At 68.9% G+C, this 15,192-nt stretch carries 13 protein-coding genes and 2 pseudogenes; 10 read left to right on the forward strand and 5 right to left on the reverse strand.

Annotated elements, in window-relative coordinates:
* Nucleotides 1-395: 395 nt before the first annotated feature.
* A complete protein-coding gene (locus F4561_RS10225) occupies nucleotides 396-1,121 on the reverse strand; it encodes an SDR family oxidoreductase (protein ID WP_184577222.1) in 726 nt (241 codons plus the stop codon).
* A gap of 83 nt (nucleotides 1,122-1,204) precedes the next feature.
* Here F4561_RS10225 and F4561_RS10230 point away from each other — a divergent pair, with 83 nt between their 5' ends.
* The gene (locus F4561_RS10230) at nucleotides 1,205-2,083 is read left to right on the forward strand and encodes a LysR family transcriptional regulator (RefSeq protein ID WP_184577225.1); all 879 of its coding nucleotides are present in this window, start codon (nucleotides 1,205-1,207) and stop codon (nucleotides 2,081-2,083) included.
* A gap of 562 nt (nucleotides 2,084-2,645) precedes the next feature.
* A complete protein-coding gene (locus F4561_RS10235; RefSeq protein ID WP_221445440.1) occupies nucleotides 2,646-3,542 on the forward strand; it encodes a sulfatase family protein in 897 nt (298 codons plus the stop codon).
* Nucleotides 3,543-3,967: 425 nt separating this feature from the next.
* Here F4561_RS10235 and F4561_RS10240 read toward each other — a convergent pair whose 3' ends face one another.
* Nucleotides 3,968-4,888 carry an endonuclease/exonuclease/phosphatase family protein gene (locus tag F4561_RS10240; protein WP_184577228.1) on the reverse strand — a complete coding sequence of 307 codons (921 nt, stop codon included), beginning with the start codon at nucleotides 4,886-4,888 and terminating at the stop codon, nucleotides 3,968-3,970.
* 347 nt (nucleotides 4,889-5,235) lie between these two features.
* On the opposite strand from F4561_RS10240, the gene F4561_RS10245 reads away from it, so the two are divergent.
* Nucleotides 5,236-5,793, forward strand: coding sequence for a DUF6368 family protein (locus F4561_RS10245; protein WP_184577231.1), 558 nt, complete (start codon nucleotides 5,236-5,238; stop codon nucleotides 5,791-5,793).
* Between the two features lie 1,059 nt (nucleotides 5,794-6,852).
* Entirely contained in the window at nucleotides 6,853-7,044 is a 192-nt protein-coding gene (locus F4561_RS10250) for a site-specific integrase (protein ID WP_221446338.1), read from the forward strand.
* Nucleotides 7,045-7,194: 150 nt separating this feature from the next.
* Here the strand turns inward: F4561_RS10250 and F4561_RS10255 are convergent, their stop codons facing one another.
* Nucleotides 7,195-8,376 carry an HNH endonuclease gene (locus F4561_RS10255; protein WP_221445441.1) on the reverse strand — a complete coding sequence of 394 codons (1,182 nt, stop codon included), beginning with the start codon at nucleotides 8,374-8,376 and terminating at the stop codon, nucleotides 7,195-7,197.
* A gap of 259 nt (nucleotides 8,377-8,635) precedes the next feature.
* Entirely contained in the window at nucleotides 8,636-9,508 is an 873-nt protein-coding gene (locus tag F4561_RS10260) for a ketopantoate reductase family protein (RefSeq protein ID WP_184577234.1), read from the reverse strand.
* Nucleotides 9,509-9,578: 70 nt separating this feature from the next.
* Between F4561_RS10260 and F4561_RS32465 the strand changes: the two genes are divergently transcribed.
* Entirely contained in the window at nucleotides 9,579-10,208 is a 630-nt protein-coding gene (locus F4561_RS32465; RefSeq protein ID WP_184577238.1) for a TetR/AcrR family transcriptional regulator, read from the forward strand.
* A gap of 90 nt (nucleotides 10,209-10,298) precedes the next feature.
* Here the strand turns inward: F4561_RS32465 and F4561_RS33920 are convergent.
* A pseudogene (locus F4561_RS33920) lies at nucleotides 10,299-10,496 on the reverse strand (hypothetical protein); the annotation flags it as partial.
* A 449-nt stretch (nucleotides 10,497-10,945) separates the two neighbouring features.
* Here F4561_RS33920 and F4561_RS10275 point away from each other — a divergent pair.
* The 5 genes and pseudogenes from F4561_RS10275 (at nucleotide 10,946) to F4561_RS10295 (ending at nucleotide 15,165) form a co-directional block, all read left to right on the forward strand.
* A complete protein-coding gene (locus F4561_RS10275; protein WP_184577241.1) occupies nucleotides 10,946-11,347 on the forward strand; it encodes a hypothetical protein in 402 nt (133 codons plus the stop codon).
* A gap of 562 nt (nucleotides 11,348-11,909) precedes the next feature.
* A pseudogene (locus tag F4561_RS33925) lies at nucleotides 11,910-12,116 on the forward strand (hypothetical protein); the annotation flags it as partial.
* A 26-nt stretch (nucleotides 12,117-12,142) separates the two neighbouring features.
* A complete protein-coding gene (locus F4561_RS10285) occupies nucleotides 12,143-12,658 on the forward strand; it encodes an ABC transporter ATP-binding protein (RefSeq protein ID WP_221445442.1) in 516 nt (171 codons plus the stop codon).
* 279 nt (nucleotides 12,659-12,937) lie between these two features.
* Nucleotides 12,938-13,690 carry a response regulator transcription factor gene (locus F4561_RS10290; RefSeq protein WP_184577247.1) on the forward strand — a complete coding sequence of 251 codons (753 nt, stop codon included), beginning with the start codon at nucleotides 12,938-12,940 and terminating at the stop codon, nucleotides 13,688-13,690.
* On the forward strand, nucleotides 13,687-15,165 hold the full coding sequence (locus F4561_RS10295; protein ID WP_312885210.1) for a sensor histidine kinase: 1,479 nt from the start codon (nucleotides 13,687-13,689) through the stop codon (nucleotides 15,163-15,165). Before F4561_RS10290 ends, F4561_RS10295 begins: the two co-directional genes overlap by 4 nt.
* Nucleotides 15,166-15,192 lie beyond the last annotated feature (27 nt).

Genomic DNA, 15,192 nt, shown 5'->3' on the forward strand with positions numbered 1-15,192 from the left:
CGTGTGGTCGAGGCGGCCGACGCGCCCAGCACGGGGCGGGCGGCAGCACCGCGCTCGGGTCTGGAGCGGTGCCGGGATCGTCACCGGTCCCTCCCCGGGGCCTCGAGGCCCCGGGAAGGGAGCCGGGCCTGCCCGTATCGAGGTTTACCTGCCTGGTTGGGGTCACTGAGCGGACCAATCGCCGTCACTTGGCCCGCCACAGCCGCGGTACGCGCGCTTTGGAGGTACTACCGGCGAAAGGGCCGTGGCCAACACCGCGAGTGGACGTGATCGAGGCGACCGCGGCGAAGTACGCCGCTGACTGTCCGCGACGGGAAGGCCGCTACGGAGAATGGCTCAGTGACGGACGGGAGGGACGGGGCGGTCTGGTGCCGTCGCGCTCCCGTCCGTCCGGGTTACCAGGGGACGACCCCCTCGTCGTCGAAGAAGCCGCCGCGCGGCCCGTCATCCGGCAGGGTGGCGAGCCGGATCGCGATCGCGGCACCCTGCTCGGGCGTCCGCGGCGCGTTGAAGCCGGTGAAGTCGGTCGCGACGTAGCCGGGACAGCCGGCGTTCACGATGACGTTCGTGTCGGCGAGTCGGCGGGCGTACTGCGCCGTGACGCTGTTGAGCATCGACTTCGACGGTGCGTACGCGGCCAGGATCGGGCCGGTCTGCAGTGTCAGTGAGCCCATGTTGCTCGACATGTTGACGATGCGCGGCGAGCCTGCGCGGTGGAGCAGCGGGAGCATCGCGTTCGTCACCCGGACGACCCCGAACACGTTCGTTTCGAGGACGGTGCGGACGACGTCAAGGTCGAGCGTCGTCGGATCTTGCGCGCCACCGTCGGTTTGGCCGCCAATGCCCGCGTTGTTGACGAGCACGTCGAGCCGTCCTGCCGTCCGCTCCATGGTCGCCGCTGCCGCGGCGACGCTGTCGTCGGAGGTGACGTCGATGGCGACCCCGAACGCGTCGACGTCTGCGGCACGCAGACGCTCGACGGCCTTCTCGCGCCTGGCCTCCTCACGCGCTCCCACCGCGACCGTGAAGCCGATCGCCCCAAGGCCCTGTGCGATAGCGAAACCGATTCCTTTGTTCGCGCCGGTAACCAGCGCGATTCTCGTGTCGTTCACGCGATCCATACTGGGCGTGCCGCGCGTTCGCCGTCCAAGACCGATTCAGCCCGCTGTGATACTCGCCGGGTATCAGGCGGTAGGCTCCGCCCGTGGACGATCTCGAAACCCGCGAGCTCCGCTACTTCGTCGCCGTCGCCGAGGAACTGCACTTCGGTCGCGCTGCCGGTCGGCTCGGGATGGAACAACCGCCGCTTTCACGTGCGATCCGCCGACTTGAGCAGCGGCTCGGCGTCCAGCTCTTCGACCGGGACCGCCGTGGCGTGGCGCTCACGGATGCCGGCATGGTGCTACTTCGGGAGGCCAGAGCGGCCCTCGATGGGGTCGCGGCCGCTGCGCGCCGGACGCGGCGTGCCGGGGACGCGAAGCAGTCGCTGGTGCTCGCGACAAAGGCCGGGGCGTCCCACGAACTGCTGCGACGGCTCCTCGACGCGCTTGCGAGCGATCCCGGTGCGGCACCGGTCGAGGTGCTCCTGTGCGAGGTCGGCGAGCAGGCAGGGCTGCTTCGCGGCGGGCAAGCCGACGTGGCACTCATGCATCGCCCGTTTGACGACCTCGCCGGGTTCGACACCGAGAACCTCTGCGTCGAAGGCCAGGTCGCGATCCTTCCCGCGGGCCATCCGCTCGCGTCACGCGATCAGCTCACGCTGGCGGAGGTCCAGAACGTGCCGGACCTTCCGATCGCTCGATGGCCCCGGCTCGACGGGTCCTACCCGGACGGGCCCGGACCGGAGGTGCGCACCCAGTCGCAGCTCGCTCAGCTCGTGGCGCTCGGCAAAACGCTGCTCGTCATCCCCGCCTCCAGCCGTGCCTGGCAGTGGCCAGAACACGTGGCGGTGCCCGTCGTCGACGCGCCGAAAGTCACCACGGTGATCGCCTGGCCGCCAACCAGCCGCTCCCAGGCGATCGCATCACTCGTCCGTTCAGCGGCCAGGCTCCGCGACACCGCGCTTCCTGCGCCCGCGGATTGAGAGATCCCCCTGTAGGCCCGGTACAGCCCTTGCCAGACCCGTGCTTCCCGCCTGCGTGGCGGCAGTAGCCCCAGAGACGACTGCTCCTCGGGCCACCCGCACACTTCGAGCCGCCAGGGCAACCGCCGCAACCTCCACCCTGCCAACTTCTTTGCTCAAGACAGAGCTGATGCCCACCGGGAGGTGTCCTCCCTTACCAAGGGCTTGCTGTGCCCCGTCGCTACGGCGGTCTCGGGCGCGTCGACCTGAGGACCGCGGCGCTGGTGCGCTGAGGCCGTCTCCACGATCTTCTGAGGCGCGCGTCCGCGATAGTGCTCAGCGGTGTCCGGCTACACCGGTCGCCGAGGCCTGTCCGCTCCTGGGCCAACGCGGTCGCGGCGTGCCCGCGCCAACCGCGCGTTTCCGCACCCCCGCCGACGTCACCGCGTTCCTCGCACCCACCCCGAAACCACCCAGTAGAAGATCAAACCTGCGTGCTAACCATCTGCGGGTCCGCAACGCATGGCGCGCCTGACGTTCCGGTCGGTGCTGTGATCAGGCAGCACGCCGCTGAGGTGCCGCGGTGCCGCACAACATGCCGGACGCGATCAGAAGCCGGGCCGACTTCGAGCACCTGACCAATGGCTTCGACGGTGCGATCATGTACTGGGACCACCATCTCGGCCAGCTGCTGGCGGAACTGGCAGAGCTGGGGATCGCCGACGACACCGCCATCATTGTCAGCGCGGACCATGGCGAGTCCTTCGGGGAGAACGGTTCGTACGCCGAGCACGGCCTGGCCAACGAGCCCACACACCGGCTGCCGCTGGTGATCTACTGGCCCGGCGTCACGGATGACCTGCCGGAGGGGGCGCGGCGCTGTGACAGCCTGCTGTACAACATCGACCTCGCGCCAACTCTGTGTGACCTTCTCGGCCTACCGGTCCCCGACGGCTGGCAAGGGGAGTCGTTCGCTGCCGCAATCCGCGGCGAGACCATCGGCTCGCGTGAGTATCTGGTGTTCGGACATGGTGCACACACCTACCAGCGTGCGGTCCGCACCCGCGACCACCTCTACATGCGTACCTACCACCCCGGCGCCTTCCGGGCGGAGTGGGAGCAGCTCTTCGACGTCACGGCCGACCCGCACCTGACCCGCGACCTGCTGCACGAGAAACCGGACCTGGCTGCCCGGATGCGCAGTCATCTCAGCGAGTGGTGGCACCGGCACGCCGGGTCGCCCGGGGCGCTGCCGGACCCAATGCTGACGACACTGCAGACGGGGCCGACCTACTACAACGACCCGGCTCGCTACGCCCAGCACCTGCGGGACACCGGACGGGCACACCTGGCAGACGACCTCGTGAAGCGCCTTGCGGCCACCACACCGACGACACCGGTGTCCTGGCACGCGCCCGACGAGGCATGGCCACAGGAACGGTATGTGCGCCTGGCCCGCAGGTTTGGGGGGTCGGGCTGACAGGAAGGCAGCCGCCTGAGGGCCCAGTTCGGCCTTCTCCGGTGTGCTGTCTTCGCCCCGTGACCGGAGCAGGGTGAGGCGACGACGGCGGGACCGACGCGGTCGAGGATGAAGTCCTCGTCGGCAGTAGCCGTGTACAGGCAGGCCGCGTGGGCGACCGGATCGGGATCGAGCCCGGGTAGCCACTCCTGGACGTAGTCCATGATGCGCCGTCGTCCCGCCGGGTCGGTGCCCCGCTCCGGGAACTCGCGGTGGGCGGAGGATCGGCGAGGTGTTGGAGGAGGGAGTGGAGGCGCTGCTGGAGCTGGCGAGCCCGAGCTGACGACATGGCTGCCGCGCCTGCGGCGGGGCCCTGTGAACTTGTTTCCGCCGGGCGGGCGTCTTCTGCTTGCGCCGCACGGCGCGGGAAGACGCGTCGAGGCGTGTCAGGCCAGGTGTAGCAGCGCCTGCACCGCCCAGTGGTCCGAGGGCGGTAGGCCCTTGTCGGTCTCGGTGTTGATCCCGACCTTCTCCACGTGGACGTCGGGGGTGGTCAGGATCCAGTCGATGCGTCGGGCGCCGGTGTCCGGCTCGGGGTCCCAGCCGTTGAAGGTGCCGTACTCCTTGGTCAGCCGCTCGTCGGCGGCGGGCCAGGAGTCGTGTAGGTCGCCGTCCTCGACAAGGGTCCGGTACGGCTGCTCGTCGGTCTCGGCATTGAAATCGCCGATGACGAGCACCGGCACGTCGAACTCCGGTAGTAGGTCCACGAGCATCTCGGCGCTGCGCTCGCGGGAGTTCTTTGACTGGTGGTCGAAGTTGTTGTTGACCACGACGAACTCGCGCTCGGTGTGCAGGTCGGTGAAGCGCACCCAGGTGAGCATCCGGACCAACTCGTTGCCCCAGCTCGCTGAGCCGATCTGCCGCGGGGTGTCGGAGAGCCACAGATGGTCGTAGCCCACCGGCCGTAGCCGCGCGGTCTCGTAGCACACGACGGTGGCACCGACCTCGCTGATCCCTTCGGGGAGCAGGTGGATCCAGTCGTAGCCGTCCAGCTCGGCCAGGATGTCCTGCCCTTGGTGAAACATTGACTCCTGCAGGCCCACCACGGTGGGCCGTTCCCGACGCAGCAGACGTGTGATCCGGGGCCGGCGCTCCTCCCATGTGTGCGGGGAGCCGTCGACGGGGGTGCGGATGTTGAAGGTCATCACGTGCAGCCGCTGGTTCTCGGGGTGACCGATCAGGACCGGGCCGCGGGGAGTGGCCTCCGTGGCGTCCGAGGAACGGGAGAGGGCCACACCCGCCGCGGCCGCCACGCCGGTCGCCAGCCCGGCACCGAGCACGGCGCGGCGGCTGGGGGAATGAGACATGTCGGGAGTCCCCTTCCGTTGGGACGGTGCCGGCATGATGGGCGGCACCAGTCACGGATTCTGCAGTTCGGGGGTGATGCCAGCCCCAACTGCGGACGAGAGCTCATCGAACTGCGCCTGGCGCCGTGTCCTCAGGTCAGGAACGACCGCGTTACGACGAGGTGGTATGGGGCCGTCTGCGACACGTCCTGCGCATTCGGCGGATCAGGTGGCCCGCGCTCGCTCGACGAGTACGATGCGGATCCGCTCCCGGGCAGCGGGGCGATAGAGCGAGCACATATGGGCCCCAGTGGCCGGCCTCGCCGAAGAATTCAGCGAACCGTTCCGCACCACGTGGGGGTGAACGAATGGGACCCACGACGACGCTGCTGCTGCGCCAAGAGTGGGATCATCACGTGGCCGACTCGCTGGAGACGTGGCGGGACCGATTCTGGTACCGCGTCGGCGACACACCACCCCACGAGTGGACCCTGCGCGACCCGGAGGCACTTGGTCTGCCCCTCGAAACGTACGGGCGTGCCTGCATCATCGAGGGGCAGCCGTGGGATGAGTCGTGCGACGTCTTCCTGGACGAGAACGGGCTGCTGGCCGATCTCCTCGGCCACCACCCGGCAAGCGTCGTCTCGCTAGCCATGATGAGCAACGGCGAACCCGACCACCGCGTCCTCGCGGCGTCGGCGGTCTCGCTGGCGCGGTACTTCGACGCGCTCGTTCACCTCGGAGGCAAGCTCGACATCGCGGAAGGCGGCGACTCCCGTGTCCGGGAGAACGCCCGGCACCTGCCCGGTGCGGTCTACCAGTGTCCCCGTGAGACGCCTCGCGGGCGGCTGACCCTCACCCACATTCTGGACGCCGACGCTCTCGCCGCCTGGATGGCTCATCCGCGCTTCCACATGGTCAAGTGACGCGGCCGGCGTGCCGGGGCCCGTTCAGCGGTCATGAGGTCGGGGTGACGTGTGCGGTGGCCCACTGGGGGTTGGGAAGCGCCCGATGACGAGGCCGGGCTGGTGACCATGTAGATCGACCACGAAAGAAAGCCTCTTAGCGCCACGCGGGTTGTCAATACGAACTGGGCGACGCCCCCGTCACGCGAGGCACCGCCGATCCTTCGCTGCGTCAAGACCACCGACTCGTCAACGACACGGTAGCCACCAGCCGATGCTTTCGCAGGCGGTCTTGTTTAGGAACGGAGGCCAAATACAGCCCGATGAAATACGATCCTCTACCCAGTTCGTTCGTTGTTTCGGCGGTAATGGCCTCCTTGTGTTCGTCTGGGATCTTGTAGGTGGGGCGGCTTCCCTCACACATGGCGGACCTGCCGGTCAAGACGGTGGCCACAGCATTCCTCGTGGATCGTGGGGAGATTCCGCGTCAGTTCCCAACGTGCTCCGATGTCTACGCTGAGGCGCTACCGTCGCGATCGTCGCATCGTCGGTGGCCTGGCGGGGTTAAGGGCTGAGCATGGCCAGCAACAAGGTCAAAATAATGAGGAGGATCACGGTGTCGGGCCAGTCGGAGAACTGACCTGAGAAGTTACGAGCAGGCACCACATGCCTCACAACACAGAAGGGGGTAGGGGGAGAGTGGCGACCATCATGCCCGACACAATCGGCGTTTTCATGGTTTTCACCAGAAACGCTCATGGCCTCGGCTGGTACGCCGAGCGTGTCCGCCCGCCCCCGACGGGCCGCCCGGCACGCCGTGCGTACGCATTCAGGGTTTCCCCGACTGGGAGCGGTGGGTCTTCGAGGTCGACATCGACTGGCTCACACGGACCACCGAGCCCGGCGGAATCTGCCAGATCCCGCCGAGGACCCGCTCCGGCAGTGGCCCATCAGCAAGCGCCATCCCCACGAAGCGAAGAACCTGCCCTGGAAACGAGAGCCGAAGACCGGCCCGTATGCCGGCCGCGTGCTGACTGTGTATGCGCGCCGGACCGGGCGGGAGCTGCGACTGGCCGACGCATGGGGGAGTGGACGCCGCGGGAGCTGCGGCACAGCTTCGTCTCCCTGATGTCGGACTCCGGTGTGCGGCTGGAGGACATCGCCCGACTGGTGGGCCACAGCGGAACGTCGGTCACCGAGACGGTCTACCGCAAGCAGATCCGGCCAGTTATCACCGGCGGCGCCGAAGCCATGGATGGCATCTTCGGCTAGGACCTGTTTTGGAAGTTGGAGCCAGTCATTGATGATGGCGATCTGGACCGTGGCCGCGTAGCGAATACCGAGTTTTCCGTAGCGTGTGGCCACCTCCCGCCCCCTATCTTCCAAAACAGGTCCTAGTCGTCGTGAGGCGCCGTGCCGTTGCTATTCCTCAGGTGGCGCGGCACGGCGCTTCCATTCGTTGTAGCGCCATTCCAGTGCTTTTCTGTGCGGGCGCTGAGCCAAGTCGTGCAGATGAGGTGTAATGATGCCTAGGTCGGCGATCGATGGGCCATCGCGGGCGACGACCACGTCCAGCGTCTCCGGATCGATGGCGAACAGGTTTGCGTCGAAGGCCCGGTGCAAAGCTACGTTGAGGGGTAACCCATTGCGCGGATCGGAAGTGCCGTTCTTTGCGTGCGGGATGAGGTGCGCTGCTTCGATCATCTGCGGCACTGTGACCCCCGAGAGGGGGCACCTTGAACCATAGCGTTTCAGGACCTTGAGCTTGAAACGGTTCTGGTCGGATCGTTCCATCACAGCACGGTGCTTCTTGGTGCGCTGTGAAACCACGGGCACGAAAGGTTCCTCGTCCGACTGATCTTCAGTGATGAGCTCATCTGGTGGGTGATCGCCGTAGTCGATAAGGAATTGCTTGCTGTCGTCGTCCCAGCCGCTCACCCAGCCGAGCTGCACGGCGCGTACGGTCGAACTTGGGGTTGGCTTTGTAATGACGAATATGGGGAGCTGCAGCGTTCCGGCGGCCTGAGTAGCAGCGACCTCGCTACGATCCCGTTGAGCAGGACGCTTCGTCACTGGGTAGTGGTAGAAGACGCCCTCATCAGAGACTTCATCTGGATAGTCGACTCCTGGGTGGAGGATTCCGACGGTTACCCCCTCACCGTGGAACTTAGACGTGCGCTGAGTGTCGACCCAAACGCCTTGGGCTCCGCCGTAAGCACCGAATGCGCGCAGAGCCGTTGGCTCAACCTTCCTGAGGTCATCATGCGTGGCTTTAAGGTGTTCCCAGACGGCGATTCGCCAAGCAAACTCCTCTTCTAGCGTGGACGTTTCACGGTCCACCACCGTGAACCCCATCGCTTCAAGCGCGGCGTTGGCGTGCTCCTTGCCCCCGCTGAACTCCAGGTGCTCTCGGTCCGGGAACTGAATCCGGTAGGCGGCGCCGGCGATCGCCTTGGCCTCGTAAAGTTTCCCGTTGTGCTGCAGGAAGTAGCGCTTGGCTGCTCCGAACTCGGCTTCGCCAAGGAAGGCGTCTCGCCCCTGATCGTCGTAGCGTGCGAGAGCGTTCAGTACGGCGGAGCGGTCCGTTAGGTCCTTAATGCCCATACGGCTCCTCTGGGGACGTGGGGGAGAGGCATCAAGCCTAGTGCCGCATCAACCAACGTTCGCCCTGTGGTGCCGCGCTACTTGAAGGACGTGGCCGCAAGGGGGAGAAAGCCACGCCAACTCCGAGGCCGGACGTTCCATTGCTACCGAAACGGTCATGAGGTCAGCGGTTGCCGTCCGTGGAGCCAGCGGATCTGGGTTCGAGGACGGTGGGACTGGCGGTGGTGTGCGTGGTGAGGTTTTCGCCGTCCTGGCTCGCTTAGCGGCCTCCCGCAGGGGCGCGGAGCTGTTCGGCCAGCCGCCTGAGTTCGGCCGCCGCGGCAGGCGAGGGGGCGTCGAGTCCGCTGTGCACGGCCGTCGGGCTCTTCAAGAAGCGCCGGAACACGGCCACGAGGAGGCCTTGCGGCAGAGCCCGCAACGCGGCGAACGCGCGAGGCACCGGCGGCGTCTCCATCGCGGCGAGGTTCTGCCGCATGAGGTGGAGCATGCCGCGGACCGCGTCCGGGTCGTCGGCCAGCACTACCGGGCCGCCCGCCGCGTGCACCGCCTGCCCGAGTGGGACCTCAAACGCGGCGTGCGTCCTGAGCCAGGCATCCATCTGCGGCTCGGCCTTGGCGTTGAACCCGGCGGTACGGAACATCTCCACGATCCGTTCCAGTCGCGGGGTGGTACGGCCGTCGGGCTCGCCGATCGGCACCGCGACCCGGCGGGTGATGACATTGCTCTTGCGGTAGCGGACCACGTCGCCGTCCATCGTGCCGCCAGTCGTGGGGAAGCCGAGCAGCAACCGCTCGTGGCCGATCACCGCACTCAGCGCCTCCGGGCCGGCTGCCCAGTTGAGCAGGAACAGCACGTCACCTTGGACACCGGCGAGTGATTCCAGCACCGCATCCACCTGGTGGGTGCGGATGAAGACGGTGATCAGGTCGTACCCGCTGTCCGGGTGCTCGACCACCGGTACCGGCACCCGCTTGACAGCTGGGCCGTCTTCCTCGGCGAGCTGCACGCCGTTTCGGCGCAGGGCGGTCAGACGCTCGCCCCGGGCGAGGAGCGAGACGTCGTGGCCGGCCTCATGCATGCGGGCGGCGAACAGGCTGCCGCAAACCCCGGCGCCGTACACGAGCAGCTTCATGAGAGCCCTCTTTCACACGTTCGTTTGACTCATACGTTCGTTTTATTCAAACATATGTATAGTCCCTCGTGTGGCGACCCCAGAAACCCGCACCCAGATCCTCGACGCGGCCGAGCACCTCTTCGCTGAGCACGGATACCGCGGCACCTCGGTCCGCGCGATCACCAAACTCGCCGGAACGAACCTGGCCGCCGTCGGCTACCACTTCGGCTCGAAGGCAGAGCTGATGGCCGCAGTCGCCCGCCGCGTGATCGAGCCCATCAACGCTGCCCAGTGCGCCGGGCTCGACAAACTGTTCACCCGGACCCCCGACCCACCGGTCAGCGAACTGGTGGAGGCATTCGCGGGGCCGCTGTTCGACGAGATGCCGGCCGGCGACGAGGGCGGCGCCCGGACGTCCCGGCTGATCGTGACGATCCTCAGCGACCCGGCCGAGGAGGCACGCAGCTGGACCGGCCCAGCCGAGGACTCGGTTCGCGAGCGCTACCTCGCAGCCTTCGCGCGCGTACTGCCCGGCCTTTCCCCGGAGGAGCTGTGGTTCCGGATGCGGGGAATCCTTGCCGTGACGGCCGTTGACCGCCTCGAGGTCCACCAGCAGCCCTCCCTTGGCTGCGTGTCCCCGGTGGCGGGCGAAGCGGCCCGGCGATGGGCGATCACGTTCCTTACGGCAGCGATGAGTGCGCCACCGACCCGGACCTGACGACCCAAGACAGACGCTGGCGGTGCGGGTCAGGCGGCGCCCGCCCCGGTACTTGGGGTAGAGCGCCTCGAAGCCGTCGGCGTTGAAGTTGTGCATCACGTCCCGGACTCGGTCCGGGCTAGTGAACGTCACCGTCGCGATGTTGTCGACCAGCATGCCCTGTGCGGACAACAACACCATCTGGGCCCGCCACCAGGTCACCACCGCCCCCGTGCCCCGGCGCACAATCCGCAGCAGTCGCTGCCCGTCGTCGTCATCGAGCTCACGCACCCGCACACGCTCAGCCATGAGGACAGCGTGACGGATGACCACTGTCGGCCACGTCCTTCAAATAGCGTGGCACTACAGGGCGAACGTTGGTTGATGCGCTAGATCGGTGATGGTTTACGAAGTCGGCCTTCGGGCCGGCCTCCAAGCCGAGACGCATGGTATCGACACCCCCACCAAGGTCGAACCGATCCGCAGGCCGGCCGCCGCGGGCCTGACCGTGATCGAAGGCACCAGTGTCGCCCCGCCCGCTGGGTTCCCCGGCTCGGAGACGGGTGCACGCTCAGCCGTGGAGGAGACCGGCGGAGCCGGGCGGTGGAGGCGGTCACGGTGGCGACCGCGCTGTCAGCGGGGCGTGCATCTGCAGCGGAGCCCGGGTGGCGACGCGATTCCGATCCCCTCTAGGATCGAGCCCTGCCCGCAGGCCCTGATCGGCAGGGCCAGATCCCCTCGGAAGCGGTGAGAAAAGCGTGACAGTGCGGTTCGCCTGGTGGCTCTGCGGCATGTTCCTGGCGCTTGGCATCGGTGTATGCGGCACCGGCGTCTGGCTCTGGGGGACGGTCGACGGCGAGGCGGGCTCGGCCGTGCTCGTTCCCGGTCTGGTTCTCCTGCTCTTCGGGATCTTCTACGTCCGCATGCCCTATTTCATCCTCACCCCGACGGAACTGCGTGTACCCATCATGCGGGGCGAACGGGCGCGGACCGGGATCCGTCCGCAGGCCCGCCTCGATGCCAGCGGCACACGTCTGACCATGACGGTCGGTCGGCGAACGACCACATCGCTGCCGGTGTATCGGGCCATGGCGCGCGGCAAGGACTGGGACGGTCTCCGCGCACAGCTCGACCAGGGGAACCGGCCCGACGCGGCCTGAACGCGGGCCGAGGCGGCTCACCTTCCGTCCAAGCGGAGGCGGCGCGGCGGCTGCCGGGGGACCGCGGGTGCCGCATGCCGACGGCGATTCGTCCGGAAGCCGACTCGCCCTGGTCTCCTGCCACGTCGTGAGGCGGGCTTCCCGGTAGAGCGACGTGCATGCGAGTGCCGCACGGAAGTCGGCGGTGTGAAAGGCACGCGTCGCGATCATTCGGGGCCATTCCCTCGCCGACCGTCACGGCGACGTCCTCTTCATCGTTCAGAGGCGCCGCAACCGAGAGTCAGGGAAGGGGCCCTGGTCACTTCTATCACTTGCCGCATTCATTGGAATACACATCGGAACGGCGGAGTGGGAGTATGGAGATACCGCGTGGGAGCCGAGCGGCGGCCAAGGCCCCCGGGGGCGGTGGGTGACCGTCGGCGGGGGATATGAGGCGGTCCCCCGCTGTGACGGGCCCAGGCCGTGGGGCGCCGCCCCACGAGGTGCCCTCACGGCGACGCACAGGACACGTCGCCTCCAGAGCCGAGGCCGTCTCCTCGACTTCGATGGTCGGGTCGGGCCGGTGGAGTTGATACAGGTCGATGTAGTTGGATGGTGTACTCCTCATAGCGGCGAGCCCGCCTGGCGTGCGGCCCTGTTTCCGCTGCCGGTCGACGGGACGGTAGCCGCGGCGTCGATGCCGCTGCTGTCGGATGCCCGCCAGGGCCGGCGCGGCGGGTTGTTGCCGTGGAGCCTGCTGATCCTGGGCGGCCTGGCCTCGCTCGCGGCCAACATCGCGGTCGCGGACCCGACCGTGTGGTCGCGGATCATCCACGCCTGGCCGTCCTCCGGCTGGACGACACCGTCCTGTCCGCGGTGGGCGGGCGCGGCCTCGCCCGGATCCGGGCCGAGCGACTCGGGTTCGTCTTCCAGAACTTCAACCTCATCCCGAGGCTGTCGGCGGTGGAGAATGTCGAGACGGCGCTGGCGCCCCTGGGCACGGGCGGTGCCGAGCGCCGCAGGCGCGCCGAGGGGGCGCTGGCCGACGTGGGGTTGGCGGAGCGCGTCGCGCACCTTCCCTCCGAACTTTCGGGCGGCCAGCAGCAGCGCGTGGCCATCGCCCGCGCCCTCGTCAAGGATCCCGAGGTGATGGACCTGCTGGAGCACCTGTGGCGGGAACGAGGGCTGGCCCTCGTCCTGGTCACGCACGACTCGGCGGTGGCCGACCACGCTGAGCGGCACCTGCACATCCAGCGGGGCCAGGTCTCGGAACGGTCCGGATCGCGGGGTGCGGCGCCGCGCGCGGCCTTCCCGGGCCCGCCGGGATCCTAGCGGGCGCCGGCGCGGTCCCGGCGAAAACCTCGCACGCCTGCGTCAGGAGAGCTGGTTGTCCACGCCATCGGCAATCTTGTCAACATGGACTTCCTCCCGAGCGCAGTTGGGGGCGATAGCGGCGCGTTGATCTGCGGTGAGCTCCAATCCGAAGGCGTCGAAGTCTCCGCGGTGCGGGAGGCGGCTCCAACCCCGTCCACGAGGTGTTCTCACCTTGCTCTTTCCTTGCTCGCCTAGTCTCCGCTCGGATTCCGCCGAGGGATGGGGAAGGAGCGCCGGATGATCGCCGACGATGGCGAAACGCGTGCCGCGGGCTTCGCCCGCGAGACGGCGGAGACGCGGGGGTGCGTGCTGGTCGTGGAGGACGATCCCAACATCCGCGAGCTGCTGACGGCCTCGCTGGAGCTCGCCGGCTACGGCGTGTGCGGATCCCGCGACGCGGATGCGGCGCTGGGCGCGCTGGCCCGCTTCACCCCCGACATCGCCGTCGTGGACATCATGCTGCCCGGCCGCAGCGGGCTCGACCTGGTTGCCGACCTGCGGGGCGTGCTGCCGGGACTGGCGGTGCTGCTGCTGACCGCGCGGGGCTCGGCCGAGGACCGCGTGGCAGGGCTGCGGGCCGGCGCCGACGACTATGTGACCAAGCCCTTCAGCCTGGACGAGGTGCTGCTGCGGCTGCAGGCGATCCTGCGCCGCACCGGCCACCAGGCGCAGGCGGAGGAGGCCCACCTGCGCTACGCCGACCTGGAGCTGTGCGAGGACGCTCACGAGGCCCGGCGCGGCGGCACGCCGATCCCACTCTCGCGCACCGAGCTGGCGCTGCTGCGCTATCTGCTGACCAACGCGGGGCGCATCGTCAGCAAGCCCCAGATCCTCGACCGTGTCTGGGGCGGCGGCGCCGACGACACCCGGGTCGTGGAGACGTATGTCAGCTACCTCCGGCGCAAGATCGACACCGGGCGCATCCCGCTGATCCACACGGTCTGGGGCGTGGGCTACACCCTGCGGATCAGCGCACAGGAGCGCCGGTGAGGCCGCGGCTGCGGCGGGTGCTGCCCGCGGGGATCGGCGCCCGGCTGAGCGTGGTGGTGGTGTGCCTGACCACGGTGTGCCTGATTGTCTTCGGCGGCGCGGGCGCGATGCTGCTGCACCGCCACCTGCTGCAAGAGGTCGACACCCGCCTGCACACCATCCTGGACGCCCCGAGCGGCGGCGGGCCGCCCCCCGCCCAAGCCGGCTCCGAGGAGGGCACCCGTCCGCCACCGTTCCCCACGGATCTGCGCAGGCTCACCGTCGACACCGATGGCGAGGTCGTCGACGTGGTGGGCCGCACCGGCTCCGACGAGGCGGTGCCCGACCTCGGCGCGCTCGGCCTCCAAGAGCTGCGCGCTCGGGCCGGCGAACCGTTCACGGTCCCGGGAAGCGCGGGCGAGAGCCAGTGGCGCGTGGTGACCGAGCCGCTGGCCGATGGCACGGTGGCCGTGGCGGCGCAGTCGCTGGCCGAAGTCGATGGCACACTGACCCAACTGCTGCTGATCGAGGCCGGCGTGGGCACGGTGCTGCTGGGGCTGCTGGGTGTGGCGGCGCGGGCCACGGTCCGCCTGGGACTGCGCCCGCTGCACCGGATCGAGACGACCGCGCAGGCCATCGCGGCCGGCGACTTGGACCTGCGCATTCCCGACCAGGACGCGGCGACGGAGACGGGGCGGCTGGGCGCGGCGCTCAACGCGATGCTGTCCGGGCTCTCCCGGGCCGTTCGCGAGCGGGACCACTCGGTCGCGGTCACGCGCCGCTTCGTCGCCGACGCCTCCCACGAGCTGCGCACACCGTTGTCCTCGATCCGCGGCTTCGCCGAGCTGTACCGGCAGGGACGCGCCCGGGGCGTGGTCGCCGAGGACGCGAAGGCGGACCGCTGGATGTCGCGCATCGAGGACGAGGCCGGACACATGGCAGGGCTGGTCGACGACCTCCTGCTGCTCGCCCGCTTCGACGAGACCCCGCACCTGGAGAAAGCCGAGATCGATCTGGGGGAGGTGGCCCGGGAGGTGGCGGCCGGCGTGCGGGTGCGCGCTCCCGGCACGTCGGTCGAGGTGGCGGCCCCCGGGGCGGTGCCGGTCGTGGGCGACCCGGACCGCTTGCGCCAAGTGCTGGAGAACCTGGTCGGCAACGCCGTGGAGCACACGTCGGCCGGCACCCCCGTCCGCGTCAGCGTCCGCACCGCCGACGCGCCGCCGCCGGCGGGCGCGGCCTCGGCCGGCGCCCTGCCCCCCGGGACCGCCCGCACCGCGGTCGCGGAGGTGCGCGACGAGGGGCCGGGCATTCCCGCCGATCGGCTTCCGCATGTGTTCGACCGGTTCTTCCGGGTGGACGAATCGCGCTCGTGCGGCGGAGCGGGCCTGGGGCTGTCGATCAGCGCGGCGTTCGTGGCCGCCCACGACGGCCTGCTCACCGTCGCCTCCGAACGCGGCCGCGGTACCGCCTTCACTCTCGTGCTGCCCGCGGGCTGAGCGCGCCGGTGCGGGGAGCGGGCCGCA

The sequence above is a fragment of the Lipingzhangella halophila genome (genome assembly GCF_014203805.1).
Classification (GTDB): Bacteria; Actinomycetota; Actinomycetes; order Streptosporangiales; family Streptosporangiaceae; genus Lipingzhangella; species Lipingzhangella halophila.

Coding starts and splice junctions, on each gene's coding strand:
- F4561_RS10225 (WP_184577222.1), bottom strand. CDS start 1,121: ATGGATCGCGTGAACGACACGAGAATCGCGCTGGTTACCGGCGCGAAC.
- F4561_RS10240 (WP_184577228.1), bottom strand. CDS start 4,888: ATGTCTCATTCCCCCAGCCGCCGCGCCGTGCTCGGTGCCGGGCTGGCG.
- F4561_RS10245 (WP_184577231.1), top strand. CDS start 5,236: ATGGGACCCACGACGACGCTGCTGCTGCGCCAAGAGTGGGATCATCAC.
- F4561_RS10250 (WP_221446338.1), top strand. CDS start 6,853: ATGGGGGAGTGGACGCCGCGGGAGCTGCGGCACAGCTTCGTCTCCCTG.
- F4561_RS10255 (WP_221445441.1), bottom strand. CDS start 8,376: ATGGGCATTAAGGACCTAACGGACCGCTCCGCCGTACTGAACGCTCTC.
- F4561_RS10260 (WP_184577234.1), bottom strand. CDS start 9,508: ATGAAGCTGCTCGTGTACGGCGCCGGGGTTTGCGGCAGCCTGTTCGCC.
- F4561_RS10290 (WP_184577247.1), top strand. CDS start 12,938: ATGATCGCCGACGATGGCGAAACGCGTGCCGCGGGCTTCGCCCGCGAG.